Origin of the sequence: Georgenia deserti (assembly GCF_042680605.1) — a bacterium.
GTDB classification, from domain to species: Bacteria; Actinomycetota; Actinomycetes; order Actinomycetales; family Actinomycetaceae; genus Allobogoriella; species Allobogoriella deserti.
The window spans coordinates 19,734-46,452 of sequence record NZ_JBHUEE010000001.1 but is presented as its reverse complement, the minus strand read 5'-3'; the positions used below and the strand labels follow the sequence as shown (position 1 = coordinate 46,452).

General features: G+C 69.7%; 27 protein-coding genes and 1 pseudogene. 16 read left to right on the top strand and 12 right to left on the bottom strand.

The annotated features are described in order from the left end of the window. Positions 1-11 precede the first annotated feature (11 nt). A complete protein-coding gene (locus tag ACFSE6_RS00250) occupies positions 12-2,153 on the bottom strand; it encodes an ATP-binding SpoIIE family protein phosphatase (RefSeq protein ID WP_388001702.1) in 2,142 nt (713 codons plus the stop codon). Positions 2,154-2,230: 77 nt separating this feature from the next. On the opposite strand from ACFSE6_RS00250, the gene ACFSE6_RS00245 reads away from it, so the two are divergent. Continuing rightward, the gene (locus ACFSE6_RS00245) at positions 2,231-2,641 is read left to right on the top strand and encodes an STAS domain-containing protein (protein ID WP_388001701.1); all 411 of its coding nucleotides are present in this window, start codon (positions 2,231-2,233) and stop codon (positions 2,639-2,641) included. A gap of 64 nt (positions 2,642-2,705) precedes the next feature. On the opposite strand, the gene fbaA is transcribed toward ACFSE6_RS00245, so the two are convergent. Together fbaA and ACFSE6_RS00235 are read right to left on the bottom strand one after the other, a co-directional pair. Continuing rightward, positions 2,706-3,725, bottom strand: a complete 1,020-nt coding sequence (gene fbaA / locus ACFSE6_RS00240; RefSeq protein ID WP_388001700.1) for a class II fructose-bisphosphate aldolase — start codon at positions 3,723-3,725, stop codon at positions 2,706-2,708. A 125-nt stretch (positions 3,726-3,850) separates the two neighbouring features. Next, positions 3,851-4,513: a TrmH family RNA methyltransferase gene (locus ACFSE6_RS00235; RefSeq protein ID WP_465254100.1), complete on the bottom strand. Its 663-nt coding sequence runs from the start codon at positions 4,511-4,513 to the stop codon at positions 3,851-3,853. On the opposite strand from ACFSE6_RS00235, the gene ACFSE6_RS00230 reads away from it, so the two are divergent. Further along, positions 4,504-5,283 carry an HAD-IIA family hydrolase gene (locus tag ACFSE6_RS00230; protein ID WP_388001698.1) on the top strand — a complete coding sequence of 260 codons (780 nt, stop codon included), beginning with the start codon at positions 4,504-4,506 and terminating at the stop codon, positions 5,281-5,283. The genes ACFSE6_RS00235 and ACFSE6_RS00230 overlap by 10 nt on opposite strands. Positions 5,284-5,320: 37 nt before the next feature. Here ACFSE6_RS00230 and ACFSE6_RS00225 read toward each other — a convergent pair whose 3' ends face one another. From ACFSE6_RS00225 to ACFSE6_RS00210, 4 genes are all read right to left on the bottom strand, one after another. Further along, positions 5,321-6,061 carry a CPBP family intramembrane glutamic endopeptidase gene (locus ACFSE6_RS00225; RefSeq protein WP_388001697.1) on the bottom strand — a complete coding sequence of 247 codons (741 nt, stop codon included), beginning with the start codon at positions 6,059-6,061 and terminating at the stop codon, positions 5,321-5,323. A 71-nt stretch (positions 6,062-6,132) separates the two neighbouring features. After that, positions 6,133-6,930, bottom strand: a complete 798-nt coding sequence (locus ACFSE6_RS00220) for a LemA family protein (RefSeq protein WP_388001696.1) — start codon at positions 6,928-6,930, stop codon at positions 6,133-6,135. A gap of 108 nt (positions 6,931-7,038) precedes the next feature. Continuing rightward, the gene (gene pyrE, locus ACFSE6_RS00215) at positions 7,039-7,611 is read right to left on the bottom strand and encodes an orotate phosphoribosyltransferase (RefSeq protein WP_388001695.1); all 573 of its coding nucleotides are present in this window, start codon (positions 7,609-7,611) and stop codon (positions 7,039-7,041) included. A 25-nt stretch (positions 7,612-7,636) separates the two neighbouring features. Beyond that, entirely contained in the window at positions 7,637-8,410 is a 774-nt protein-coding gene (locus ACFSE6_RS00210) for an SDR family NAD(P)-dependent oxidoreductase (protein WP_388001694.1), read from the bottom strand. A gap of 50 nt (positions 8,411-8,460) precedes the next feature. Here ACFSE6_RS00210 and ACFSE6_RS00205 point away from each other — a divergent pair, with 50 nt between their 5' ends. Genes ACFSE6_RS00205 through ACFSE6_RS00195 form a run of 3 tightly spaced genes read left to right on the top strand, consistent with a single transcriptional unit; the run spans position 8,461 to position 10,854 of the window. Next, positions 8,461-9,246, top strand: a complete 786-nt coding sequence (locus ACFSE6_RS00205; protein WP_388001693.1) for an exodeoxyribonuclease III — start codon at positions 8,461-8,463, stop codon at positions 9,244-9,246. Next, a complete protein-coding gene (locus ACFSE6_RS00200) occupies positions 9,243-9,860 on the top strand; it encodes a DUF4190 domain-containing protein (protein WP_388001692.1) in 618 nt (205 codons plus the stop codon). Before ACFSE6_RS00205 ends, ACFSE6_RS00200 begins: the two co-directional genes overlap by 4 nt. A gap of 46 nt (positions 9,861-9,906) precedes the next feature. Beyond that, positions 9,907-10,854: a septum formation family protein gene (locus ACFSE6_RS00195; RefSeq protein WP_388001691.1), complete on the top strand. Its 948-nt coding sequence runs from the start codon at positions 9,907-9,909 to the stop codon at positions 10,852-10,854. A gap of 45 nt (positions 10,855-10,899) precedes the next feature. On the opposite strand, the gene ACFSE6_RS00190 is transcribed toward ACFSE6_RS00195, so the two are convergent. From ACFSE6_RS00190 to ACFSE6_RS00175, 4 genes are all read right to left on the bottom strand, one after another. Further along, on the bottom strand, positions 10,900-11,718 hold the full coding sequence (locus ACFSE6_RS00190) for a serine hydrolase domain-containing protein (protein WP_388001690.1): 819 nt from the start codon (positions 11,716-11,718) through the stop codon (positions 10,900-10,902). A gap of 38 nt (positions 11,719-11,756) precedes the next feature. Then, a complete protein-coding gene (gene clpB / locus ACFSE6_RS00185; protein WP_388001689.1) occupies positions 11,757-14,399 on the bottom strand; it encodes an ATP-dependent chaperone ClpB in 2,643 nt (880 codons plus the stop codon). A gap of 307 nt (positions 14,400-14,706) precedes the next feature. Continuing rightward, positions 14,707-15,564: a sigma-70 family RNA polymerase sigma factor gene (locus tag ACFSE6_RS00180; RefSeq protein ID WP_388001688.1), complete on the bottom strand. Its 858-nt coding sequence runs from the start codon at positions 15,562-15,564 to the stop codon at positions 14,707-14,709. Beyond that, entirely contained in the window at positions 15,561-15,944 is a 384-nt protein-coding gene (locus ACFSE6_RS00175) for a DoxX family protein (RefSeq protein WP_388001687.1), read from the bottom strand. Before ACFSE6_RS00175 ends, ACFSE6_RS00180 begins: the two co-directional genes overlap by 4 nt. Positions 15,945-16,531: 587 nt before the next feature. Here ACFSE6_RS00175 and ACFSE6_RS00170 point away from each other — a divergent pair. Continuing rightward, complete coding sequence (locus ACFSE6_RS00170; RefSeq protein ID WP_388001686.1) at positions 16,532-17,071, top strand: nitroreductase/quinone reductase family protein; 540 nt, start codon at positions 16,532-16,534, stop codon at positions 17,069-17,071. Here ACFSE6_RS00170 and ACFSE6_RS18950 read toward each other — a convergent pair. Then, a pseudogene (locus ACFSE6_RS18950) lies at positions 17,028-17,228 on the bottom strand (imine reductase family protein); the annotation flags it as partial. The gene ACFSE6_RS00170 and the pseudogene ACFSE6_RS18950 overlap by 44 nt on opposite strands. Before the next feature lie 429 nt (positions 17,229-17,657). Here ACFSE6_RS18950 and ACFSE6_RS00165 point away from each other — a divergent pair. The 10 genes from ACFSE6_RS00165 (at position 17,658) to ACFSE6_RS00120 (ending at position 26,643) form a co-directional block, all read left to right on the top strand. After that, the gene (locus tag ACFSE6_RS00165; protein WP_388001685.1) at positions 17,658-18,641 is read left to right on the top strand and encodes an MFS transporter; all 984 of its coding nucleotides are present in this window, start codon (positions 17,658-17,660) and stop codon (positions 18,639-18,641) included. Continuing rightward, complete coding sequence (locus ACFSE6_RS00160; protein WP_388001684.1) at positions 18,638-18,853, top strand: hypothetical protein; 216 nt, start codon at positions 18,638-18,640, stop codon at positions 18,851-18,853. Before ACFSE6_RS00165 ends, ACFSE6_RS00160 begins: the two co-directional genes overlap by 4 nt. Before the next feature lie 222 nt (positions 18,854-19,075). Then, positions 19,076-20,311, top strand: a complete 1,236-nt coding sequence (locus ACFSE6_RS00155; RefSeq protein WP_388001683.1) for an FAD-dependent monooxygenase — start codon at positions 19,076-19,078, stop codon at positions 20,309-20,311. A gap of 100 nt (positions 20,312-20,411) precedes the next feature. After that, positions 20,412-20,915 carry a hypothetical protein gene (locus tag ACFSE6_RS00150; RefSeq protein WP_388001682.1) on the top strand — a complete coding sequence of 168 codons (504 nt, stop codon included), beginning with the start codon at positions 20,412-20,414 and terminating at the stop codon, positions 20,913-20,915. A 372-nt stretch (positions 20,916-21,287) separates the two neighbouring features. Then, complete coding sequence (locus ACFSE6_RS00145) at positions 21,288-21,773, top strand: DUF1062 domain-containing protein (RefSeq protein WP_465254089.1); 486 nt, start codon at positions 21,288-21,290, stop codon at positions 21,771-21,773. Positions 21,774-22,044: 271 nt separating this feature from the next. Continuing rightward, entirely contained in the window at positions 22,045-22,830 is a 786-nt protein-coding gene (locus ACFSE6_RS00140) for an SDR family oxidoreductase (RefSeq protein ID WP_388001680.1), read from the top strand. Positions 22,831-23,125: 295 nt separating this feature from the next. Further along, positions 23,126-23,677 (top strand): GNAT family N-acetyltransferase, encoded by a 552-nt coding sequence (locus ACFSE6_RS00135; protein WP_388001679.1) that lies wholly within the window; start codon positions 23,126-23,128, stop codon positions 23,675-23,677. Between the two features lie 324 nt (positions 23,678-24,001). Beyond that, positions 24,002-24,235, top strand: coding sequence for an antitoxin (locus tag ACFSE6_RS00130; RefSeq protein WP_388001678.1), 234 nt, complete (start codon positions 24,002-24,004; stop codon positions 24,233-24,235). A gap of 186 nt (positions 24,236-24,421) precedes the next feature. Next, positions 24,422-24,640, top strand: coding sequence for a hypothetical protein (locus tag ACFSE6_RS00125; protein WP_388001677.1), 219 nt, complete (start codon positions 24,422-24,424; stop codon positions 24,638-24,640). Positions 24,641-25,002: 362 nt separating this feature from the next. Then, positions 25,003-26,643: a hypothetical protein gene (locus ACFSE6_RS00120; protein WP_388001676.1), complete on the top strand. Its 1,641-nt coding sequence runs from the start codon at positions 25,003-25,005 to the stop codon at positions 26,641-26,643. The last annotated feature ends 76 nt before the right edge of the window (positions 26,644-26,719 follow it).

Sequence of the window (26,719 nt, the reverse complement as noted above, 5' to 3'; positions counted from 1 at the left end):
GAGACCGGGACTCAGTCGCCCACCGCCCAGGGTGCGGCGTGGTGCCGCATCCGGGCCCAGACCACCTTCCCGCCGGGTGTGGGCCGCCAGCCCCAGTCCGCGAGGCGATCGACGATGTGCATGCCGTACCCGCCGACCCGTGAGGTGTGCTGCTCGCGGGTGACCGGCGGGGCCGGGTTGCCGTCCTCGACCTCGATCCGCAGACCGCCGTCGCCAAGAGCCTGCAGCCGTAGGCCGATCTGTCCCCGGCCATGCATGACGGCGTTGGAGACGAGTTCGGAGACCACGAGCTCGGCGGCCGCGGCGTCGCTGACCTGCCACACCTCGCAGGCCTGGCGCACCTCCTGGCGTGCCCGGGAGATCGCGGACGGGTCCGCAGGGATCTGCCAGCGGCGCCGGCGCGGGGCGTCTTGGCTTTCGGCCCCCTCTCCCCCGGGCACCCGGATGACGACGACGGCGATGTCGTCCTCGGGCGCGTCCGCGAGCTGGAGCAGCTCCTCGCCGATCCCAGCAGCGTCCGGGCCCCGGATGCTTTCGGTGAGCCGCACGAGCTCCTCGAGTCCGCGCCGCATGCTGCGGTCACGCCGTTCGACGAGCCCGTCGGTGTAGAGCACGAGCACGTCACCAGGGAGCAAGGTGTGCAGCGCGGTCTCACGCTCGCTACCGTCGAAGCCGACGAGCTGGCCTCCGGCGGCGTCGAGAGCCTCGACTTTCCCGTCACGTCGGAGCAAGGCCGGCAGATGTCCGGCACGGGAGTACCGCAGGGTCCACGAGCCGTCCCGGCGCGTGAGAGTGGCGTAGACCAGCGAGGCCGTCCGGGGGATCCGCATCCCGGTGACCAGGCTGTCCACCCGGGAGAGCACCATCGCCGGGTCGATGAGTTCCTGGGCGTACGCCCGCACGACCGAGCGGAGCTGGCCCATCGCGGCGGCGGCCTCGACGTCGTGACCGACCACGTCCCCGACGACGACGGCCGCGGTGTCGGCACCGAGATTGACGACGTCGTACCAGTCGCCACCCACCTGGGCGTGTTCGACGTTCGGTGCGTAGTAGGTCCAGACGTCGAGGTCCGGGACGTCGGCCTGCTCGGGCAGCATGGCCCGCTGCAGCGTCTCGGCGAGGAGATGCTCACGGGCGTAGAGCTGGGCGTTGTCCATCGCCATGCCCACGCGCCGCGCGACCAGCTCGAGCACGGTGCCGACCTCGTCCGGAAGGATGGCGATCGACTCCGTGCCGGGCTGGCCGAGCGGACCGTCGATACGTGCCGACGTCGCGCCCTGGTACGGCAGCGCGACGAAGAGGCCGAGCGTGCGCACCCTGCCGAGCACGGGCAGCACGAGGACACTGCCCTCGGCCCCGGGGGCCTGGGCGAAGCGTGGCTCGAGCAGCTCGTAGAGCCGGGCGGTGACGGTGCCCGGTTCCGGCGTCGTCCCGGGCTCGAGGCGGACGGTGCGCATCACCGGTTCCCGCAGCAGGTCACCCGCGGGGTCGGCGGCGTGCCTCGGCAGCCTGCTGCGGTGGTCCGGCCGGTCCACGATGCCTTCGACCTCCTCGAGGTCGCGCCCGAGGACGAAGAACCCGCTCCAGGCGACCACCTGCGGGGTGACGAGGTCGGCGATCGCCCGCAGTACGTCGGCCGAGTCCGGTTCCTGGAGGATGTCCGAGACGCGCGCGACGATGCTCAGCGCCAGCCGAGCCCGTCGCTCGATGTCGAGGCGCACCTGCTCGAGCTGCGCGTTCTCCACCTGCGAGGAGATGTCCCGGGAGACGGCGATCCACAGGCCGGCACCGGGCTCGGGCGTCTGCAGCGGGGTGAGTTCGATGTTCACCCACAGCCGTGCGCCGTCGGCCCGGCTGACGAGAGCGGTCACGGTGGCCGGCTCGCCGGCTGCCAGCGCGGCGGTGATCTCTCGCGCGGCGGCTTCGTCCAGCCCGGACGTGCGCATGAGGTCGTGCCCGCGGCCGGTCAGGTCCGAACGCCGCAGGGCGTAGAGCTCGAGGGCCGCGTCGTTGGCCATGAGGACCTCGAAGTCGCCGGCGACGGCGTCGGGTCCCAGCGCCAGCAGCACGACGCCGTCGCGCAGCTGCCGCAGTACCGCGAGCGAGCCGCCGAGGAGTCGTTCCGCGCGGTCTTCCGCCGGGTGAGTCCCCATCGTCCTTTCCGATCGTTTACCGTGCAGTCCAGTGCCCGGCAGTGTGCCCGGGCAGTAGCTGAGCGAGAGGACGAACTGTGCCACAGCGGACACCACGGCCTGACGAGGAGGAGTCGCTCGGGACCGGCACCGGCGGCGCCGAGAGCGGCTCCGTCCACGTCATGGTGGGGCAGGACCGTACCCGGCTCGTGCTGTCCGGTGAGATCGACGTCTCCCTCGGCGCGGACCTCGCCGAGGCGGTGACCGAGGCGGAACGGTCCGGGCAGCCGGTGGAGATCGACGCCCGGCATGTGACGTTCATGGATTCCTCCGGCGTCTCGGTGCTCGCCCGCCTGGCGAGCCGCACGCCGGGGCAGTTGACGCTCATCCAGCCTCCCGAGGTCGTCCGGTTCCTGCTCGACGTGACCCGGATCGGGGACCTGGTCACCGTCGTCGACGACGATCCCGGTTTCCCGGGCCGGCCGCACGTGGAGCCCGGCACATCCTGACGCTGCGCATATGTTCCGGCCCGGTCGCCGGATGTGGCGACCGGGCCGGACGTCGTCGACGGGCTCAGATCTTCTGGCCGGCCGAGCGCAGCCACTGGCAGGCCTCGAGCACGCGGGCGGCCATGCCGGCCTCCGCGGCCTTGCCCCAGGCGCGCGGGTCGTACGCCTTCTTGTTGCCGACCTCGCCGTCGACCTTCAGCACGCCGTCGTAGTTGCGCAGCATGTGGTCCGCGACCGGGCGGGTAAAGGCGTACTGGGTGTCGGTGTCGATGTTCATCTTGATGACACCGTTGTCCACCGCGGTGCCGACCTCCTCGGAGGTGGAGCCCGAGCCACCGTGGAAGACGAGGTCGAACGGGCGCTCCTTGCCGACCTGCTGGCCGACGTGGTCCTGGATCTGGCCGAGCAGCTCAGGGCGAAGCTTGACGGCGCCGGGCTTGTAGACACCGTGCACGTTGCCGAACGTCAGCGCGGTGAGGTAGCGGCCCTTCTCGCCGGTACCGAGGGCCTTGGCGGTGGCCAGGCCGTCCTCGGGGGTGGTGTAGAGCTTCTCGTTGATCTCGGCCTCGTGACCGTCCTCCTCGCCGCCGACGACGCCGATCTCGATCTCGAGGATGGTGCGCGCCTGCTGGGAGAGCGCCAGCAGCTCCTCGGCGATGACGAGGTTCTCCTCGAGCGGGACGGTCGAGCCGTCGAACATGTGCGACTGGAAGGTCGGGTTCTTGCCGGCGGCGACCTCCTCGGCCTCCAGCGCGAGCAGCGGCCGGACCCAGCTGTCGAGGTTCTCCTTGACGCAGTGGTCGGTGTGCAGAGCAACGGTCACGCCGTAGTTCTTGGCGACCTCGTGGGCGTAACGCGCCAGCGCCACTGTGCCGGTCACCCGGTCCTTGACGGTGGAGCCGGACGCGTACTCCCCGCCGCCGACGGATACCTGCAGGATCCCGTCCGACTCGGCCTCGGCAAAGCCGCGCAGCGCCGCCGTCACGGTCTGCGAGGACGTGACGTTGATGGCCGGGAAGGCGAAGCGGCCCGCCTTGGCCCGGTCGATCATCTCGGCGTAGGACTCGGGGGTTGCGATGGGCACGGTGATGTCTCCCTGATTGGGCTTGTCGGTACGCACCGATCATTCCACCGAATGGGCCCGCCACGCGAAGTCCGTTCGGGATCCGCACAGGCGCGTAGTCCCCAGGCGGTGCGGGAGTTCCCGCGTCAGGCCGGACGCGCGTGTTGCACCATCCACGTATGCATGGCGATGGCGGCTGCGGCGCCGGCATTGATGGAGCGGGTCGAGCCGTACTGGCTGATGTACAGCACCTGCTCGCACCCCTCCCGTGCCGCCTCGCTCAGCCCGGCGGACTCCTGCCCGAAGACCATCACCATCTCCCGCGGCAGCGCGCGCCCCTCCAGGGGCGCCGACCCCGGGACGTTGTCGATGCCGATCACCGGGAGCCCGCGCCGGCCGGCCCAGTCGAGCAGATCCTCGATGCCGTCGTGGTGACGCAGGTGGACATAGCGGTCGGTGACCATCGCGCCGCGACGGTTCCAGCGGCGTCGTCCCACGATGTGCACCTCCTGCGCGGCGAAGGCGTTGGCCGTGCGCACCACGGAACCGATGTTCATGTCGTGGGAGAAGTTCTCGATGGCCACGTGCAACGGGTGCCGACGAGTGTCGAGGTCGGCCACGATCGCCTCGACCGTCCAGTACCGGTACCGGTCGACGACGTTGCGCCGGTCCCCGTGGGCCAGCAGCTCCGGGTCGTAGCGGGGGTCGTCAGGCCAAGCCTCGGGGCCTCCGGGCCAGGGGCCGACGCCCACGGGTCGCGTCTCCTCCACCCGGGTAGTCTCACCCGGGGAGGTGAGCGATGAGCGAATCTGCGCCGATCGAGAACTGGCTGACGGACATGGACGGGGTGCTCGTCCACGAGGGGGTGGCGCTACCGGGCGCCGCGGAGTTCATCGGACGGCTCGCGGAGCGGGGCCGCCCATACCTCGTGCTGACGAACAATTCGATCTACACCCCCCGCGACCTGTCCGCCCGGCTCTCCGCCTCCGGCATCGACGTGCCCGAGGAGCGGTTGTGGACCTCCGCGCTGGCGACGGCCACGTTCGTCGCGCAGCAGATGCCCGGCGGCAGCGCGTACGTCATCGGCGAGGCCGGGTTGACGACGGCGCTGCACGAGGCCGGCTACGTCCTGACCGACACGCGCCCGGACTACGTCATCCTGGGCGAGACGCGCACATACTCGTTCTCCGCGATCACCACCGCCATCCGGCTCATCAAGGGCGGGGCCCGCTTCATCGCGACGAACCCCGACTCCACCGGTCCGTCCGCCGAAGGGCCGCTGCCGGCGACCGGCGCGGTAGCAGCGATGATCTCCAAGGCCACCGGGCGGGACCCGTACTTCATCGGCAAGCCGAACCCGGTGATGATCCGTGCCGCGTTGAACCGGATCGAGGCGCACTCCGAGGCCACCGCCATGGTCGGGGACCGGATGGACACCGACGTGCTCGCCGGGATGGAGGCGGGCCTGCGGACCTATCTCGTGCTCACCGGATCGACCACCGAGGACGAGGTGGAGCGCTACCCGTTCCGCCCGACCGAGGTGCGAGCCTCCGTGCAGGAGCTCATCGAGCTGGTCTGAGCAGCCTGTGAGCCCGGGCGCCGTCCAGCCCGGCCGCTCACGAGGTGCCGGACAGGACGGCCAAAGTCACGAAGCCGTTGTTGGCCGCGTGCAGGACGATCCCTGGCCACAGCGACCGGTGGGCACGGACGAGCACCGCGTTCGCCAGCCCGATGCAGCCGACGACGACCATGAGCGGCGGCAGGACGTGCACGACGGCGAAAACCGCGGCGGAGGCCACCGCACCCACGATCCAGCCGAACGGTCGCTCCAGCCATCCGAAGACGACGCGGCGGAAGACGATCTCCTCGAGCAGAGGTGCCCCGACGACCACCGCGAGCGCGGTGGCAATCAGCGGGAGCGTGCCCAGCCCGGGTGCCGTCAGCACGTCAGTGTTGGACACGCCGCCCGGGTTGAGCTCGAACGCGGTCGTGAGACCGACACCGGCGGTCATGGCGAGCACCCACGCGAGCGGCGCCTCCCAGAGAAGATGCCAGAACGACCGGCTGCTCGGGACGAAGCCGAGATCAGCCGAGGACCAGCGGCGGCGCCGGGCGGCGATCCACAGTGCCAGCGCCCAGAGCGCCGTGGTCAGCGGGACGAGCCAGGCGACGAACCAGTCCTGCCCCAAGACGCGCAGCACGACCGCGGCGATCGCCAGGCCGAGAGCGGTCGCGCCGAGCATGCCGCCGCCGAACCACAGCACGTCCCCGACGAGCACCGGCCGGGCGAAGGTGGCGCGCCGCCGCGACGTACCGGTCGGGGCGCCTGGCTGGGGATCGGTGGCTGGTGGGAGCACGGTGGCACTGTCGCAGTCGGGGGTGCCACGTCGCCAACCGACCGGCCCCTCGGCCGGGAGGTGGCGTGAGTTCAGCCTTGCGGAGGCTGCCCCTGCGGCGGCGGGTAGCCGCCCTGCTGCGGCGGCGGCCCCGGCTGCGGCGGCGGCCCCTGCGGCGGCGGCCCCTGCTGCCCCTCCGTGCCTCGCCCGCCGTCGCGCTGCGGGTCGTAGCCCCCGCGCTGTCCACCGAAGGACGGCGTCGGCTGACCAGGGGCGACAGGTTGCTGCGGCATCGGGGCGTAGCCGCCGCCCTGCTGAGTGCCGAATTCCACCCGCGGTGCCGTGCGCACCACCGGGTCGTTGACCTCGAAGTACTCGGCGCGGCGGAATCCGAACATCGAGGCGATGATGTTCGGAGGGAAGGACTCGGTCTTGGTGTTGAGCTGGCGCACGTTGCCGTTGTAGAAGCGCCGGCCGGCGGCGATCCGGTCCTCGGTGTTCGTCAACTCCTCCTGCAGGGCGACGAAGTTCTCCGACGCGCGCAGCTGCGGGTATCCCTCCGCGACGGCGAACAGGCGGCCGATAGCGCTCGACAGCTCGTTCTCCTGCGCGGCCTGCTGAGCCGGCGTCGAGCCGGGCGTGGCGGCCGTGGCCCTGGCCCGCGTCACCTCCTCGAAGAGCTGCCGCTCATGCGTGGCGTACCCCTTGACGGTGTCCACGAGGTTGGGAATGAGCTCGTAGCGCCGGTGCAGTTCGACGTCGATCTGCCGCCAGGCCTCCTGGACGAGGTTCCGCAACCGCACGAAGCCGTTGTAGGTGACGATCGCCCAGATGAGGATGACGACGGCGATGATGCCGAGCAAGACCAGGATGACGGCCAAGCCTTCCATGGCGGTTCCTTCCCGCTGCTGGTTGTCCGGCTAGCGATTCAATCACAGCGGCCCGGCCGCCGGGCCGAGCCACGATGGGGAGTTCTCTCCCACTCACCTCGCGTCGGGTCAGGCCAGGCCGAGGTCCGCCGCCCCGAGCGCGGCCAGGTAGGGCAGTCCCGCCTCGGCGATGCGCTGGTGGACACCCGTGTCCCGGTCCACGACGACGGCGACCGCGACCACGTGGGCACCGGCCTCACGCAGCGCCTCGACCGCGGTGAGCACGCTGCCGCCGGTGGTGGAGGTGTCCTCGACCGCGACGACGCGGCGCCCGGCGACATCCGGACCTTCGATGCGGCGCTGCATCCCGTGTCGCTTGGTCTCCTTACGGACCACGAACGCGTCGAGCTCGAGACCGCGCGAGGCGGCCGCGTGCAGCACCGCGGTGGCGACCGGGTCCGCGCCGAGGGTGAGCCCGCCGACGGCGTCGATCTCCTCGGGCCCGAATCCGTGCTCCTCGAGCAGATCGAGCATGACGTGCCCGATCAGTGGTGCCGCGGCGTGATGGAGAGTCGCCCGCCGCATGTCCACGTAGTAGTCGGAGACCTGTCCCGAGGAGAGGGTGACCTCCCCGTGGACGACGGCGATCTCGCGGACCAACCGGGCCAGCTCCGCCCGTGGGGTGTCGTTCGTTGTGCTCACGGGCAGCGAGCCTAACGGTCCGGGACTAGACGACGGCTCGGGCGTAGTGGTCGGCGCCGGCGAACCGGCGGACCAGGAACCGCGGGGCCGCGCGCAGCCCGGCGGCCAGGGCCGCGTACCGCACCGAGGGCGTGCACAGGACCTGCCCCCGGCGCACGGCACGCAGACCGGCCGCCGCGACGGACTCGGCAGCCAACCAGCTGATCGACGGCCACGCCGAGTCGTCCATTCCCGCCGAGTCGTGGAACTCGGTGCGCACCAGGCCCGGGCACAACGCCGTGACCGTGACGCCCGTGCCCTGCAACTCGCTGGCGAGCGACTCGGAGAAGGTCCGCACCCAGGCCTTGTGCGCCGAGTACGTCCCCATGGCGGTCAGCCCGGCGATCGAGGCCACGTTGAGGATGGCGCCGCGGCGGCGCGGGACCATCTCCTCCGCTGCCGTCTTCGACAGCTCGAGGACCGCTCGGACCATGACCTCCAGCGCGAGCTCCTCGCGGCTCAGGTCGCCGCCGACGAGTCGCTGCCCGAGCCCGAAGCCGGCGTTGTTGACGAGGAGCCCGACCGGCGCGCTCTGCTGCCGGAGCCGCTCGACGACGGCACCCCGCCCCTCGGTGGTTCCCAGGTCCGCCGCGAGCACCTCGACCCGTACTCCGGCGGCGGCACGGATCTCCTCGGCGCGCCGCTCCAGACGCTCCGAGCTGCGCGCGACGAGGACGAGGTCGTGGCGCGCGGCGGCGAGCTGCCAGGCCAGCTCCAGTCCGATGCCCGAGGTTGCTCCGGTGATGAGCGCGGTTCCCATGCCTCGAGGGTAGGCGGACCGTGTCCGTGCCGGCCGGTAGCGTGACAGCCATGCGGCTGGCCACCTGGAACGTCAACTCGATCCGTATCCGGGCGGATCGCGTCGCTGCCTTCCTCGAACGCGCCGACATCGACGTCCTGGCGATGCAGGAGACGAAGTGCACGGACGAGGCGTTTCCGCACCTGCCCTTTCAGCTCGCCGGGTACGACGTCCTCACGCACGGGCTGAACCAGTGGAACGGGGTGGCCGTGGCCTCCCGCGTCGGCTTCGCCGACGACGTGGCCACGGTCTTCCCGGGTATGCCGGCGTGGGGCGACCCTCCGGCGCACGAGGCGCGCGCCCTGGGCGTGACGTGTGCGGGTGTGCGCATCTGGAGCCTCTACGTGCCGAACGGCCGGGTGGTGGCAGACCCGCACTACGCCTACAAGCTCGACTGGCTGGCCGCACTGCGGGGGGCGGCCGCGGACTGGCTCGAGGAGGATCCGGAAGCGAGAATCGCCCTGATGGGCGACTGGAACATCGCGCCGCGGGACGAGGACGTCTGGGACATGTCGTTCTTCGACGGCGCCACGCACGTCTCGCCGCCGGAACGGGAGGCGTTCCGCGCGTTCGAGGACATCGGCTTCACCGAGGTGACCCGCGAGCGCGTCACCCAGTACACGTACTGGGACTACCAGCAGCTGCGCTTCCCGCGGAACCAGGGCATGCGAATCGACTTCGTCCAAGCCTCGCCGGCGCTCGCCGCGTCCGTCACCGACGCGACGATCGAGCGGAACGAGCGGAAGGGCAAGGGGCCCTCGGACCACGTGCCCGTCGTCGTGGACGTGCAGTCGTGAGCGGTCAGTGGGCGGCGCCGGGGCCGGTGATGCCCGAGGCTCCTGACCCGGCGCCGGGCACGCCGCCGCCGGCGGAACGGGACCCGGTCAGTGTGGCGGCGCTGGTGGCCGGGGTGCTCCCGACGGGACCGGTCGCCGTCGTCCTCGGCGTCCTGGGCGTGCGCCGCACACGGCGCCGGCGTCGACGCGGCCGGCCGTTGGCGTTGGCGGGTCTGGTGTTGGGGCTGGCGTGGTCTCTGACCGCCGTCGTCCTGCTGCCGCCGATGATCGAGGGGCCAGTGGTCGAGGGCGACGCCTCAGGGAGGATCGAGGTCCCGGCGGAGAATCTGCGGCGCGGGAACTGCGTCGAGGAGCTGCCGGACGGCCGCCTCACCGAGGTGACGGTGGTGCCGTGCGCCGAGCCGCACCGCGCCCAGGTGGTCGCCGACGGCGAGCTCGGGCCGGACGGTTCCGGGGCCGACGAGGCGCAGTCACGTGCCCAGGAGTTCTGCGCCGACCACGGCGGTGACACGGGCTCGGAGGCAGAGCCGGTCACCCTGCTCGGCGCCGATGCGGGGCGCGTGGTGTGCCTCGGGCTGTGGCCCGAGCCCGTGACGCAGACACTGGTTCGATGAAGGCCGCGTCCAGCCTCCGATGTCCAGGCACCGATAAGGTGCGGGCATGACGTCATCGTGGGGGCAAGGCACGTCTGGGCCCCAGCAGCCAGGAGGGCCGGGCCCGCACGGACAGGGCGCGCCCGGGCAGTCACCGTACGGCTCGGGCCCCTTCGGGCCGCCGCAGCAGGGCGGGTACGGCCAGCCCTCGCCCGGCGCGCAGCCGGGACCCTACGGTCTGCAGCAGCAGGGCGGCGTGGCCACCGCGCCGCAGTCGTACGGCATCTCGTTCTCCTCGGGCCAGCCGTACAACACCTTGCCGCAGCAGCGTCCGACGACGAACGCCGGCAAGACGATGGGGATCGTCTCGATCCCGGTCGGCATCCCGCTGGGCCCGCTCGGCATCGTGCTGGGCTTCATCGCCTCGCAGAAGGCCAAGCGAGGCAACGGTCCGCGCGGTTACGGCATCGCCGGCATGGTGATCGGCGCACTGTCCACCGCCGTGGTCACGTTGGTCGTGCTGTCGACCCTCGCGGCCGCGATGTCCGCCTACAGTCCGCCGGACGGGCCGGCCCCGGCGCCCGATCCGCAAGCCACCGACGAACCGTCCGATCCGCAGCCCGAGCCCGACGCACCCGACGGTGGCGAGGTACCCATCGGCGCGATGCAGGTGGGCGACTGCGCCTACACGGTGAGCGCCGGCGCCCCGGTCGTGACCCTGGTCGACTGCCGTGAGTGGCATCAGGCCGAGGCGTTCACCGAGGTCGAGCTCGGCAGCGGCGCCTACCCGGGCGACGACGAGCTCTACGAGATGGCCTCGGACGCCTGCGCCGACGCCGCCGGATCGTTGGCGCTCCCGAGCGACACGGACGTCAGCGACCTACGCACCTCGACGCTGACCCCGAACCGCGAGGCCTGGGACCAGGGACTGACCTCGGCGCTGTGCCTCGTGGTCCACGCCAGCGGGCCGAACATGTCCGGATCGGTCGCCGGCGGCGACTTCACCGTCCGCTGACACCGCCCGCTCCCGCGGCCGCAACACGCCACGGTGCCGCCCGGCTCAGCGGCCGTGCGCGGCGAGGATGGCGTCGGTCAATGCCGGCCAGGCCTCGATCGCCCAGTCGCCGAACCGCTCGGCGCCGAGGAATGCCGTGGCGAGTCCGGCGTCGGGATCGACCCACAGGAAGCTGCCGGACTGGCCGAAGTGACCGAACGTCCGCGGCGAGGACTGCCCGCCCGTCCAGTGCGGCGACTTGTGGTCGCGTATCTCGAACCCGAGCCCCCAGTCGTTGTGCTCCTGCCGGCCGTACCCGGGCAGTACCCCGGACAGCCCGGGGAAGGCCACCGAGGTTGCCTCGTCGAACAGGTCGCGACCGAGCAGGGTCGGGGCGAGCAGCTCGCGACCGAGTAGGGCGAGGTCGTCGGCCGACCCGGACGCGCCGTGTGCGGGCGAGCCCTCAGGCAGCACCGTCCTCATGCCGAGCGCGGCGACCACCGTCTCGTCCACCCAGCCGTCGAAGTCCGTCCCGACCGCCTGCTCGACGTGCGCGGCGAGCGCCTCGATGCCGAGGTTGGAGTACACGCGACGCTTGCCCGGTTCGGACAGCGCCGCACCGGAGTCGAACGGCAGGCCGGAGGCGTGTGCCAGCAGGTGGCGCACCGTGGACCCTTCCGGCCCGGCGGGGGCGTCGAGGGTGACCATGCCGCGTTCGACCGCGACGAGCGCCGCCGTCGCGGACAGCAGCTTCGTCACCGACGCCCACGGAAATACCCGCGAGGTCTCGCCGTAGGTCGCCACGACGCCGCCGGCGTCCGTCACGACGACGGCGACGTCGTGGTCGAGGTTCGCGATCGCGCTGAAGGTGCTGTCGGGGCTCACCCGTCCAGCCTGCCACGGCCGCCAACACACCTGGGCGGTCAGGCCATAGCGGGCTGCTCCGCCCGGACCGTCAGGACCAGCCGCGGCGCCTGGGTGCCCGACTCGAGCGCGGCGGCGTCCAGCTCGGCCTGGTCCACGACAACCGTGTCGCCGTCGCGGGTCTCGCCGCCCAGCAGCATCTTGGCGAGCTGGTCACCGATCTCGCGCTGGACGAGCCGGCGCAGCGGCCGCGCCCCGTAGGACGGGTCGTAGCCCTCCAGGGCCAGCCACTCGCGCGCGGCGTCGGTGACCTCCAGCCGGATCCGCCGGTCGGCGAGCCGGGCTGCGAACCGGTCGACCTGCAGGTCGACGATCGCCCCGAGCTCGTCCATGGACAGTGCGTCGAAGACCACGACGTCGTCCAGGCGGTTGAGGAACTCCGGCTTGAAGTGGGCGCGCACGGCCTGCATGACGGCGTCCTTCTGCTCGCCGGCCGGGAGCGAGGTGTCGACGAGGAACTGCGACCCGAGGTTCGAGGTGAGCACGAGGATCGTGTTGCGGAAGTCCACCGTACGTCCCTGCCCGTCGGTCAGCCGCCCGTCGTCGAGCACCTGCAGCAGGATGTCGAAGACCTCGGGGTGGGCCTTCTCCACCTCGTCGAGCAGCACCACAGAGTACGGACGGCGGCGGACCGCTTCGGTCAGCTGGCCGCCCTCCTCGTAGCCGACGTAGCCCGGAGGCGCACCGACGAGACGGGCCACCGAGTGCTTCTCGGAGTACTCCGACATGTCGATGCGGACGATGGCGCGCTCGTCGTCGAAGAGGAAGTCGGCGAGGGACTTGGCCAGCTCGGTCTTGCCGACGCCGGTCGGACCGAGGAAGAGGAACGAACCGGTCGGGCGATCCGGGTCGGACACGCCTGCCCGGGTGCGGCGCACCGCGTCCGAGACGGAACGGACGGCGTCGCGCTGACCGATGAGGCGCTGCCCGATGACGTCCTCCATGCGCAGCAGCTTCTCGGTCTCGCTCTGGAGCAGCCGCCCGACCGGGATACCGGTCCAGGCGGCGACCACCTCGGCGACCTCGTCGGCCGAGACCTTGTCCGCGATCATCGGGGTCTGCTGCTCGTCCTCGGCGTGCTCCTCGGCGGCCTCCGCGTCGGCGATCTCCTGCTCGACGGCGGGGATCTCGCCGTAGCGCAGACGCCCGGCCTCCTCGTATCGGCCCTCGCGCTCGGCACGGTCTGCTTCGGTGCGCAGACTGTCGAGCCGCTGCTTGAGGTCACCGACGCGGTTGTGGCCGGCCTTCTCGGACTCCCAGCGGGCGGTCAGGGCGGCGAGTTCCTCGTTCTTGTCCGCGAGGTCGGCGCGCAGCTTTTCGAGCCGTTCCACCGAGGCCTCGTCCTCGGACTCGACGAGGTAGGACTCCTCCATCTTCAGCCGGTCCACCTGGCGGCGCAGCGCGTCGATCTCCTCGGGGGACGAGTCGAGCTCCATCCGCAGCCGCGAGGCGGCCTCGTCGACCAGGTCGATGGCCTTGTCCGGGAGCTGACGGCCGGTGATGTACCGGTCGGAGAGCGTGGCGGCGGCGACCAGGGCACCGTCCGCGATGGTCACCTGGTGGTGGGCCTCGTACTTCGGCGCGATGCCGCGCAGGATGGCGACCGTGTCCTCCACGGACGGCTCACCGACGAAGACCTGCTGGAACCGGCGCTCGAGCGCGGGGTCCTTCTCGATGCGCTCGCGGTACTCGTCCAGGGTGGTTGCACCGACCAGCCGCAGCTCACCGCGCGCGAGCATGGGCTTGAGCATGTTGCCGGCGTCCATGGAACCTTCGGAGGCACCGGCTCCGACCACGGTGTGCAGCTCGTCGATGAAGGTGACGATCTCGCCGTCGGAGTCCTTGATCTCCTGCAGAACAGCCTTGAGCCGCTCCTCGAACTCGCCGCGGTACTTGGCGCCGGCGACCATCGCCGCCAGGTCCAGGGCGACGATGCGCTTGCCGCGCAGGGACTCGGGCACGTCGCCGTCGACCACGCGCTGCGCGAGGCCCTCGACGACGGCGGTCTTGCCGACGCCGGGCTCGCCGATGAGCACGGGGTTGTTCTTGGTGCGCCGCGAGAGCACCTGGACGACGCGGCGGATCTCGGCGTCGCGGCCGATGACCGGGTCGAGCTTGCCCTCGCGGGCGGCGGCGGTCAGGTCGTTGCCGTACTTCTCCAGGGCCTGGTACGTCCCTTCCGGGTCGGGCGAGGTGACCTTCGCCGACCCCCGGACGGAGGGCAACGCGCCGAGCAGGGCGTCGCGGTCGGCACCGGCGGCGCGCAGGATCTCGCCGGCGGGCGAGGAGGATGCGGCGATCGCCACGAGCAGGTGCTCGGTGGAGACGTACTCGTCGCCGAGGGTCTGAGCCTCCTGGCCGGCATCGGTGATCATCGTCATCGCGGCGCGCGAGGTCTGCGGCTGCGCCACCGAGGAGCCGGACGCGCCGGGCAGGGTGGCGAGTGCCGCGGTCACGCGCTGCCCGATGACCCCGCGATCGGCGCCGACGGCGTCGATCAGTGCGGCCGCCACTCCACCGTCCTGCTCGAGCAGTGCGGCGAGGACGTGGATCGGCTCCAGCTGCGAGTTGCCGGCCGCGGACGCGGCCTGGATCGCGGAGGAGATCGCCTCCTGCGACTTGGTGGTGAGCTTGGTGTCCATTGAGCCTCCTGAGATGCGGTACTGCTACCGGAACCGCAACCAACTTGAGTCTATTCCGCTCAACTTTGGCTCGCCAGCCTCTCCGCCGCTCTTCCGGGGGTCGCCAGTCGCGACCATGCTGCGCCCACCTCCGAGCCAGCACCGGACGCCAGCGGACAACGAAACCTGCCGGGCTGGATAGCTTCGTTGTCTGACGGCGCGGCAAGACGATCACGGCCCGGAAGGCCGAACGGTGGAACGCTCGGCTGGACACCTGTAAATGTCCTCACCGAGGTCAAGCGGCACGACAGTGCCGCGATCGTCCACTTCAGTCCACGCTGGTCCGGGACAGCACGACACCGCGCATCTCGCGGATTCTGTCGCCTGCGAGCCGCAGCCGTCCGACGAACACTGCCTCGGCGCGGCGGGTCGCGATGATTCCCACGTCGTTCTCAAGGGGGATTGCAGCGAGCTGCCACGGGCTTCGTGGGCCCAGGAAGTACAGCGTGCGTTCGGCGAGGTCGAACGGTCCTTCCTCCCAGCCCACACGTCGCCCATCCGCCGTGACCGAGCCGGTCACGGACGGGTCGAGCAGCTCGATCAGAGCACGCAGGTCTCCCCCCTTCGTCGTGAGGACGAAACGGCGCGCCACCTCTGCGGCCACCGGGTCCGGCCGACTGGCCACCGCAGATCCGCCGTCGCGGACGATCTTGCGCGCCTGACTTGCGAGCTGGCGGCAGGCCGCTGAGGTACGTCCGACCAACTCGGCGACCTCGTTGAACGGGACCCCGAAAACGTCGTGCAGGAGGAACGGCGCTCGCTGGGCCGGGGTGAGCCGGTCCAGGACCACGTCGAGCGCATGGCGGACTTCGTCGTCGAGGGTGATGCGGTCGGCCGGGTCCGGGACGACCTCTTGCACCTGCTCCGCAAGAGCCGTTGTATCACTCGGGCGCGTGCGCCGGTGATGCGCGGAACCGAGCCGGTCCACGGCGAGGCGTCGAACGACCACGACCAGCCAGGCACGCACGTCCTGGATCTCTTCGATCCGTTGCAGCGTCAGCCGCACGAACGCGTCCTGCACGATGTCCTCGGCCTCGGTGGCGTCACCGAGCACCCGCCGGGCGACGGCGAGCAGGAAGCTGCGATCCTCGTCCCAGGCGGCCGAAATGCGGTCCGGCCCTGTCATGGCGCGCACCACGTTGCCAGATCAAGCACCAAGATCGACACCGAGATCACGATCCAACTGACCGTGAAAGGCAGGTGGTAGTCGTAGTGCCGGGCGCGCAGGTGAGCGAAGGCGGCGCACGACCAGTAGACGGTCAGGCCCATGGCCGCCGCCGTACCGACCCCTGGAATGCCGAACAGACCCGCGCTCAGCCCAAGCACGGCAAGCACCTTGCCAACGCCGATCGGGAACCGCTGCCACGACCTCGGCACGCCGACCGCGTCGAGGGACTCGTACGCCCCGCGGGCGACCGCCCGCGGCCGATCCGTCAGCGAGACCAGAGCAGTGAATGCGCTGAAGCCGATCGCGACGATCGTGAGCACCACAAGCGCCGTGTGCATCGGCCACTCCCTCCCGAAGAATCCCTGACATCCGGAAGGACGAGGCAGCTGGCCACATTGTCAGACTTCCACGGCACGCAGTACCGACACTTTGCCGACCCGCCCGGCAACCGACGCGTCAACCTCCAGTACTCGCGCCGGAGTGCCAGGCGCGTCGGCGCCATCTCGGCAACCGTGCCCACGCCCAACGCGGCCGCCACGTTTCCTGGATGCGTGAGCTGTGGGTTGTGGCCGGCGCCGGTGACCTCGGTGGCAGTTGCTCTGGGTAGCGAGCCCCGATCAGCTCGTGGGCCTGACAGGTCGGGGGTCTAGCTGCCCGACAATAATGTGTAGGTCGCCCCGGAAGTCGCTGAGCATCCGAGCAGCACGCCGTATCGGGCGATGTCCGGATGAGCACAGAGCCAACAGTCGTGCGGCTCGCATGCCCTCACCCCTCGAAGGCCAGTCGCGACCGTTCGCGAGAACTGCTCGCGTCCGTCTGTCACATTCCGACCGCGGTGCACGTCGTCTCTAGCACGTGCCAGGCAGTGCCGACAGAGCGGCAAGAAGGAGCCTGCTCATGATGCTACTGGCAGAGAGGAGGGACGATGTCAAGTGGCCCAAAGCGATCGACCCTGAGGTACAGGGTGGTCGCCCCGTTCCAACGACGCATCGCCAACCCGATCGCAAGGCGATGGGGCCGAAGTGGCCTCCTGCCAGGGCAGGCGCTGATCGAAACTGTCGGACGGAAGACTGGACAACCACGCCAGACGCCGGTCGGCGGCCGCCTGATCGGCCACAGCTTCTGGCTCGTCAGCGAGTTCGGCATGCAGTCGCAGTACGTCCGAAACATCGTGGCGAACCCTCATGTCCGCGTGCGGTTCGCCAATCAGTGGCATCGCGGAACAGCGAGAGTGATGCGTGACGACGACGCCCGCGCTCGGCTCAGGAAACTACGTCCCATCAACAGCCTCCTCGTCCGTGCCGCTGGCAATGAGCTGACGACCGTCCGGGTTGATCTCGATGACGCGAGAGCGGACCGCGCGGCACCCTGCCCCCTTGCCTTGCGGGGCACGGCGTACGAATTCCACGATCAGTACCGAATTAAAGTTCGTGACCATGGTCCGCCGCGACGCCGCGGTCGGTGATCGCCTTGATCAGCCGGGAAGCTCGGTGCTGACGCCCACGGCCTGGCTCTCTGCGACGAGGTGCGCCATCTCGGCCACGTCGGTCTCCAGGGACCAGACCTCGGCCGGAAAGGGAACCGCTGTCGACCTGCGAGGCGTAGCCAGGCAGCCAGTCGGCATGGATGCGCAGCCCATGAGGTGAACTCAGCCGGAGGACAGCGTACGTCCCCAATAGCTGCGGTTCCACGAGTCCCAGGGACTGTTGCAGCCGGAGCGGAACCCCACGGCCACCGCGATGTGAAGTCGCTGAACAATCTTCGGGACCGGATCGACGGAAGCGTCGGGGCGAGCAACGCCCTTCGCGGCATATGCCCTGGCCGCTGCCGCGGCGATACCGGATCCCGACCGCGGCCGACCGGGCCATGGGGCTCGCCAACCTGACCGAGAAACTCCGGGAAGGGGAGCACGTCACGAAGATCGACTACCGCTGTAGCGAGCGGCAGGGCGGACGGGATGCTGAGCCTGTGATGCCGCGCCCAGAACGCCCGGGTCACCGATCCATCTGTCACAGCGTCACATTTGGCGACGGTACGTCGTCAGTCTGACGATGAGCCGCATAAGCCATGGGCCGGTCGTCGAAACCGGCGCATGGTGGCGCCGCGCCTGCGTGGTCGTCGCCATCGTGCTCTCGGCTTTCGCCTTCAACACCGCCGAGAACCTACCCATCGGGCTCCTGGACATGATCGCCACGGATCTGGATGCGTCACTTCCGCGCACGGGCCTCCTGGTCAGTGGCTATGGACTAGTGGTCGCCGTAGTGTCGCTGCCGCTGGCCCGTATCAAGCGCCGGCTGCCTCGGCGTCCACTGGTGACTGTCGTGCTCGCAGTGCTGGCGATCTGCAGCATCATGCCGACGTACCTTGACTCCTTCGGTTCCGTGCTGGCGACCCGCCTTGCCACCGCCTGCGCGCAAGCACTGTTCTGGGCCGTGATGGGCCTGGTCGCCGTCGGGATGTTCGACACCCGGTACCGAGGCAGGATCATCGGCCTGCTGTCGGTCGGTGGGGCCCTCGCAACCATCGCCGGCGTCCCCGCAGGCAACTGGATCGCGCACCGCAACGAGTGGCAGACCCCGTTCATCGTGGTCAGCGTCCTCGCCGTTCTCGCGTCCGTCACCATCGGCGCCTTACTGCCGACGATGCCCGCTGAAAGCACACACGCAGCGTACGGCGCCCGGCCGGACCGCCGTCGTTTTGCGGCTGTCCTCGCGGTTACCGGTCTGTCGGTGAGCGGTACGTTCTGCACTTTCACGTACATCGTCGATTTTCTGCTTGCAGTGAGCGGGATCTCGGGTGCGTCGGTGAGCGGCATGCTCGGGCTGTTCGGGATCGGTGGGTTCGCCGGCGTGATGTTGGTGGGCCCGCTTCTGGACCGGTACCCCGCGAGTACGCTCCTGCTCCCCGTCCTCCTCCAGGCGGCGATCATGCTGCTGCTTTACATAGCGGGTCACCACCGCCCCGTAACGCTCTCCGGCGTCCCGGTCTTCGGCGCAGCGGCTGCACCAGCCTTCATGGTGACCAGAGCCGGATGATGGTCGTGGCACCGGGCCGCACCGAGATGGCACTCGCTGCCAACTCGGCCGTCTTCAACGTCGGCATCGCCCTCGGCGCCGCCGGAGGTGGGCTGGTCCGCGACGTGGCGACCGTCAGGACCACCTTCCTGGCCGGCAGCCTGGCAACGCTCGTCGCATCCGCCGCGGCCGTTTTCGTGATGTCGTCGGCACGATACCGGCCCAACGCATGAGCAGGAGCCTGTACCCAGGTCTCATCGTGGGCTGGAAGGAACGCAGCGCCGCGTCGCCACCCAGGCCATCGCGACTCACACGATCCACCGCTTCATCGTCCTTATTGCAGGGGTCTGTGCTTGCAGGGGTCTCTGCCTCGTTGCGTGACCACCTATGCCCCTGACCCCAGCCGGCGCTCCTCCGCGAGCGGCCGACGTGCCAACGATCCACCAGGAGGACAGATGCGCGCATCGCGCGAGGGCGGCCGCGCGCTCATCGTAGGGCTCGGCATCAGCGGAATCGCCACCGCTTTGAGGTTGCTCCAGATCGGGTGGACCCCGGTCATCATCGAACGGTCCGCAGGCCGGCGAACCGACGGATACTTCATCGCACTCTTCGGCGCCGGCCGCGCCGCGGCAGACCGGCTCGGCATTCTCGAGAACCTTGCCGACCGGTGGCCGCACGGCACCAGCTACGAGATCACCCGAGACGGCGGTCGACGTCCGGGCATCAGCTTCAAGGATTTCCCCGGTCCGCCATGGACGCTGCTGCGTGGCGACCTCGAGAGAGCCGCGTTCGAGGCGTTGCCGGACGTCGAGATCCGTTACACGACCGAGCCGACGTACATCGAGCAGGACGCCGAAGGCGTGGCTGTGACCACCAGAAACACCAGTGACGGGCGCTCACTCGTGGAACGTTTCGACCTCGTCGTCGGTGCCGATGGGCTGCGCTCTGAGGTACGGCGGCTCATGTTCGGTCCGGACGAGAGCTTCCTGCGCCGGTTGAACTGTATGGCCGTCGCTTTCCAGACGTCTCGCGCACTTCCCGGATTCGGCGCGGACGACTCGGTCATCCTGACCGAGCATCGGCGATCGATGTGGGTCTTCCCGTTCGAGGGACAACCACCCACTGTTCTGCTGAGTTACCACACGGACGACGTCGATGCCGAGTTCCGTCGCCCGATGCCGGAGCGAATCCGCGAGGTGTTCGGCTCCAGACCGCTCGGGCCCGTCCTCGCCGCAGCGCTGGACGAACTGGGATCGGCCCAAGATGTGCTTTTCGACTCCGTCGAGCAGGTGCACATGGACAGCTGGCACCGGGGCCGGGTTGCCCTCGTGGGAGACGCCGCGTGGTGCGCGAGCCTGTACTCCGGTATGGGCGCATCGACCGCACTCGCCGGCGCCGACCTGCTGGGTACGATGCTCAAGCGTCATCGAGCCGTCGTGCCCGAAGCTCTGCCGGCGTGGGACGCTCACCTCCGTCCGTCCGTCGAGTACATCCAGTCGACGGGACTGGGGATGCGTCCGCTCTTCGTCCCCATCACCCGTGTCGAACGCGCGCAGCGCAGCGCTATGGCCCGAATGAGCAGGGTCCCGATCCTCTCATCGGCGCTCGCCCGCTGGCGTGCGAGCAACCAATCCTCGCGGATCAAGGAGATTGACCTCGCAAGCCCGGAACTTGCCTACTCCCGCTGGTGAGGGCGGGAGCGACCGTGCTGTTGCCCGGCGGTCGTCGGCAGAGGGGCGGCCTCTCCAGGACACAGGGCTCACGACCCAGTGCCGTAGATCGTCCTAGGAGATGTCACCCATTCTGACGACGAAAGGCAAGTTCATGATCGCCGGCCGAACCACTCGTAGCCGAAGCTTTGCGATCTTCTTGGTCATGCTCGTGGCCGCCGTGACGCTCGTCATGGCCGCCTCCTCCTCCGGCGCCGCCGGCAACACCGAGGCACGCGGGGACGGCAGGGCCTATCCGGATCGCACGTGTGAACAGCTCGGTTTCGCAGGACCCACGAACTACAAGCTCGACAACGCGGGTGGCTACGTCCAGGTGTTCTTCAGCAGCGCGAAGGACGCCAACTGTCTCCAGACGATCAACTCGACGAGTATCGCCCGCCGAACGCACATCTACCTTGCCCGATCGGGCACGGGAATGGACTACGCACTTGACTTCGGCACGTATCGCTCGTACGCGGGCGCCGTCGTCCTGCTCAACGCCGGTGGCCATTGCATCGACTTCAGCGGGTACGTCGACTACCGAGGCGGAAGCGAGGTGAACGTCCGAAAAGCTCACTGCGGCTGATTGGTACACGTCAGGCGGAATCGGTCCGAGACCGTCGCTCGTGTCATACCTAGGTGGCAGCACTGATCGGCCGTGGGCCGCGCGGGAACGCGGCGGTCACTGACCGCGTGCGGCGATCGTTGACGAGGTTCCGGCCCGACAACGGATTGGCGCCCTGGAGCGATTCCTGACATGGACTTCCGCTCACCCGTACGCCGACAGCGACGTCGGCTCTGCTCAGTTGCTCTGGTGTGCGGCCCCAGTCCTGACAACAGGGTGAGGCCGCTTCGCACCTACGTCCTTCAGGCGAGGGCATTCATGTCTTCACAATCTCAGTCGGCGCGATCCTGGGTCGTTCGGCGCACCAGGCTGCCTTTGCTGTCCCTTCGGTGCGTGGCGTGTCCGTCTAAGTCGGCTACCGTCGGCGACGGCAGGTTCCGGGTCAATGCCAATGGAAAGCTGCTGGATGTGTGGCTCCTGGCCCGGTGCGTCTCCTGCGATCGGCCACGCAAGCTCACGGTCCACGAGCGCATGCCCGTCAGATCCTTCGATCCAGCCGAACTGCACAGCTACCAGATCGACGACCCCGAACTGGTGGCATCGACCCTGCTGGCTCCGAGGCTCGGCCGCCGCAACCGCTTCACTCTGGACTGGTCACACGCCTGGCGGCTGGAAACCTCGCCGGCTCACAGCGAGGAGATACTGCCGTTCCGGGTCGACGTCGTCTTCGACGACCCGATACCGATACGGCCGGATGCACTCATCGCGCTTGGTGTCGGCGTGAGCAGAAGCGAGGCTCGACGCCTGGTGCGATGTGACCTCCCGCTGAACCGTCCGACGCGTTCCGGGTTCACTTTCGTGCTGCTGGACCGAGATTAGGTCTGTGTACGGATCCACGTCGGAGCGGTAGCCAGACCCGACAGGGCCGCGACGGCGATCGGCCCGCGGCTGGACTGGGTGTACCGGATCGGCTTCCAGGTCAGCGACAGGCGCTCTCCCTCCTCACCGGTGACATCGTGACCGTCCCGAGCCAAGCTGCCCGGTCAGTGACGACACAGATCACCAGCAGCTTCCGCACGAGGTCGTGTCACGGCCACGCCGTCAACTTCGTCATATGGAGAACAGTCACACGGCTAAAAGGAGCAGGGGCATGACTGAACGAATCCTGGTGACCGGTGGCACGGGCCAGCTCGGCCGCCGCGTTGTCGAAAGGCTCACGGCAAGCGGCCTCACGGTCCGGGTCATGAGCCGCCGACCGCGGACGGAAGGCAGCAGTACCGAGTGGGCGACGGCGGACCTACGGTCCGGCGCGGGTCTCCGTGCCGCCGTTGATGGCGTGGACGTCGTCATCCATCTCGCGTTTGCCATGCGCGACGAGCCGGACGCGACGGGCCGGCTGGCCGAGGCCGCACTCGATGCCGGTGTACGTCACTTCATCTACATTGCGATCGTCGGTGCCGACCGGATTCCCATGGGCTTTATGAAGGTGCAGGTCGCCACGGAGGAACGTATTGTCGCGTCCGGCCTGCCGGTCACACTCGTACGCGCTACCCAGTTCCACGACCTCGTCCGCAGCATGCTTGCAACCCTCGCCAAGAGCCCAGTCATGTTCGTGCCCGACGTCTGTGTCCAAGCAATCGACGCCGGCGAGGTGGCTGACCGCCTCGTCGAGTTGGCGCTCGGCAAGCCGGCGGGTCGCGTCGCGGACGTCGGTGGACCCGAGGTACATCGGCTTACCGAGCTGGCCCGTAGCTACTTGCGGGCGACCGGCCGCCGTCGCCCTGTCGTGGGCTTCCGGATCCCGGGCCGGGCGTTCCGAATCTACCGCGACGGAGCGAACCTGACGCCGGGGAACGCGTACGGCTCGATCACTTTCGAGGAGTACCTCGCTCGCCATCCGGCGGCCCGGAAGACGTCCTACCACATCCCCGTGTGAACCTCTCGCCGCGTCGCCCCCGTTTACGGCACCTGGTGAATTCCGGCCGACCGCTGAAGAACACAAACCGCACCGTCCGAGTTCTGCGGTCGCCGATCGTCAAAGCCGGCTGGAGCATCGCGGCGGGCACGACCGACAACCGTGGTATCGCGCGGAGGAGGCTGATGGAGCCGTGGTGGAGGCTCCTGTGCTCAGGATGACTGGTAGGCCCGTGCGCTCGGGTTCGGCTTGTTCGGACAACTACCGCGTCAAGGACGAACTAGCCAGGTCGGCGCGACGGACTACGATCCCCCAGGTGTTCGAAGCTTCCGCGGGGCTGCTAACCGACCGGCTGAAGCTCGTTCCGGTCAGTGTCCGAGACATCGATCAGCAGTTCGCCCTGCACTCCGACCCGCGCGTTTGGACGCACTTCCCGTCAGGCCGTCACGTCGACCAGCGACAGACGCTGAAGCAGCTAACCTCGTTCGCTGCGGACTGGGAGCGCGACGGGCTCGGATACTGGAACGCCCACCGTCGCGACAACGGTGCGTTCGTCGGTATCGGTGGAGTGCGGCTACGACACGGCGGGATCTGGAACCTCTACTACCGAGTCGCACCCGGCCAGCAACGCCAGGGCTTCGCGGTCGAGATCTCCCGCGCGGCAGTCGATACCGCCGCCCAGATTCACCCAGAGGCCCCCGTCACGGCATATCTCCTGGAACATAACCATGCCTCGCGAGCGACAGCCGAGCGCGTAGGCCTCTCACTCGTTTGGCGAGGCCCAGACGCCGGAAACCCGGACGCCGACGCGGTGCGGCTCGTCTACGCGGACCGTCCACTTACTGACGCACAGCTGGAAATCGATTGACGGATGAGCGGTGTCAATGGCCGTCCCCGCTCGTGGCCAACCAAACGTCCCCACCCTTCGCCGCGGTTCAGGACGGTCGGAGACAGCTTCCGCCCTTGAAGGGACACAGAGCGTGCCTCGAACCGCAAATCATGCCTCCCAAGACCGCCGCCCCGGCCGCGCGTCGGCGCGGCCAGGGCGACGGGCAACCTGGCGCGTGCACATGCTTGGCAACAGACCTGTCGCGTCGAACGGCGCCGTGCCATAGTCGAGCGTGCCGGGCAAGGGTGCACCAGGATCCTTGGCCGGGCGCAGCCGCAATCAGCAGGGGGAAGGGAGCCCGACATGGGTATCGGCGACTTCATGGACAAGGCCAAGGACGCCATCGGCGGTGAGAAGGTCCAGGACGCGCTGCGGTCGGACAAGGCCGAGGAGATCAGCGACTCGGCCCTCGGAACGGCCGCGGAGAAGGCCGACGGCCTGACCGGTGGCCGGTTCGGCGACCAGATCGACAGTGCGCGCGACGCCGCGGACGAGCGGATCGGCAACGACGGGGCCGCGGACCGCGATCGTCCCTGAGCGACCACACACGACGGCGCCCGGCGACAGTGCCGGGCGCCGTCGTCGTCGCATCCGGGCGTCACCTCGCCCGCGGCGCACCGTCGCGCCGCGCTTCCGGACCACGGACGGCGGGTGCCGTCCTCCAGGTGCGACGACGACGAATCGGGGTGACGATCGTCGGGACGACGACCGACGGAGGTCCCGATGAGCACCGACGACCCACGTCCGACGCCCGACCCTGCCGAGCCGGACCCTTCGGCCCGGACCGCGGAGACGCCGGACGCACCGAAGAGTCCGGGCCCGCCACCGGGCAGCATTCCCGGTCAGACGCCCGACGAACCGCACGCCTCGCCCGAGTCTCCCGACTCGCCCGAGGCACCGAAGAGCCCGGGTCCACCACCGGGCTCGATCCCGGAGCGTTGACCCCGGGGGCGAGGAGCGAGGGACGCGCCGCTGCGGATTCCCGCAGCGGTTGCGGCGGGCCGCAGAATTCGGACGCCCGTGCCCGGCATCTCTGGCCGCAGCGCCGGGCCATCCATAGAGTCGCCACCGGTGCGCAGAGATTCGCCCTCACCACGTCGGCTCCGGTCGGTCCGACGTCGTTCTGCACGGTCAGCCGTCGACGGCGTCGGTCATAGCGGTCCGCGTGACCGGAACCGTGCCCCACGGCCTCGGTCCCGGTCACGGTTCCGGCTGTGCGGCAACGGGCTCACCTCGAGCACGTCGACACGGGCGTTTCGGTGTGCCAGGACAATTCCCGTCGCTCACAGAAAAGAGCCAGTGATATGTCAAGCAGAATCGCACGGCTAGGCCGGAAGTGGCTGGCCACCGCGGCGACCGCCTCGGCGATCGTCCTCGGCGGAGGAATGGTCACGGCACCGGCCGCAGCCGCGGACGAAGGGCACGGCGGCGGCCACGGAGGAGGTCACGGGGGCGGTGCGGACGCCTGCGAGTTCTTCCTCGAGCACATGTGGGCCAATGAGGACGGCATCCCGCTCCTCGGGAGCTTCTCCCACCTCAACGAGCACCACACCGACCCCACCTACGAGAACCTGGTGCTCTCCCTGGCCAGCGGAGCGATCGGCAACTCCAACATGCCGGTCATCGACATCTACGGCGGTCCGCTCGGGTGGATCCCGGTGTTCAACCCGGACCACGTCAAGGGCCACGACACCGACTACGTCACGCTGCTCACCTCGTGCGGCGGCATCGGCATCCCGCTGGACAGCAACGACCTGACGACGCTGAACGTGCCGTCGGTCGAGGAGCTCACCAACCTCTCGGACCTGATCATGCCCGGGCTGCCGTCGCCCGACATGCTCACGGACCCGAACTACATCTGGGAGACGACCGACGCCTCGGCGATCCTCCAGCGCCTCACCCCCGAGACGCTGACCAACCTGGACGAGTACGTGGGCTTCGCCGGTGACCACATCGACACCTGGCGCCTGCTGTGGGAGACCGCACTCGAGGCCGTGACCACCGGTGACCCGCAGGGAGTGCTCGAGGTCCTGCAGATCACGGAGAACATCAACACGCTCGAGTCGCTGTCCGGCGTCGTCGGTGAAGACGCGGTGGGGGATGTCCTCAACGGCGACACGCTCACGCGTGTGCTCGGCGACGAGCCCCTCTCCGGCGTGATCGGCGAAGAGGCGCTGACCGGAGTGCTCGACGAGGAGACGCTGACGCAGCTCTTCGGCGAGGACGCGCTTTCCGGCCTGCTGCCCGGTCTCGGTGGCGACGCCGGCTCGGGCGACGGCTCCGGTGACGGCGACAACGGCTCCGGTGACGGGGACAACGGCTCCGGCGACGGCGACAACGGCTCCGGCGACGGCGACAACGGCTCCGGCGACGGCGACAACGGCTCCGGCGACGGCGACAACGGTTCCGGCGGCGACAGCGGCGCCGGTGACCTCCTCGGTGGCGTCGACGGTCTGCTCGGCGGCGAGGATGGCCTGCTCGGTGGTGACGGCGGCCTGCTCGGCGGCGAGGACGGCCTCGTCGGTGGTGACGGCGACCTCCTCGGCGGCATCGGCGGCCTGCTCGGTGGTGGCCTGCCGGGCGGCGGCCTCCCGGGTGGCGACGGCGACGCGTCGACCACGACCGACTTCAGCGTGATCCTGTCCGGCGACCAGACCTCGGGCGCGGGCCAGTGCCAGGGCACGCTGACCGGCAACACCTTCACGGTCACCTGCATCTACACCGAGATGGACTCCGAGGTCACCTCCATCTCGCTGGACACCAACGGCACCGGCAGCGACCTCGAGCTGACGGCCAACGGTGGGACGAGCGGCGGCGCAGGCGGCTCGTTCGAGCTGACCGAGGAGCAGATCGCCGCGCTGACCGGCGGCGAGTTCACGGTCACCGTGAACACCGCCAACGGCAGCGAGCTCAGCGGCGGCCTGCAGGGATGCGGATGCCAGTGACCACATCACCGCCCAGCGGTGACGTGAGCTGAGAACGAGATGGGGCCGGGAGCGATCCCGGCCCCATCTCTCGTCC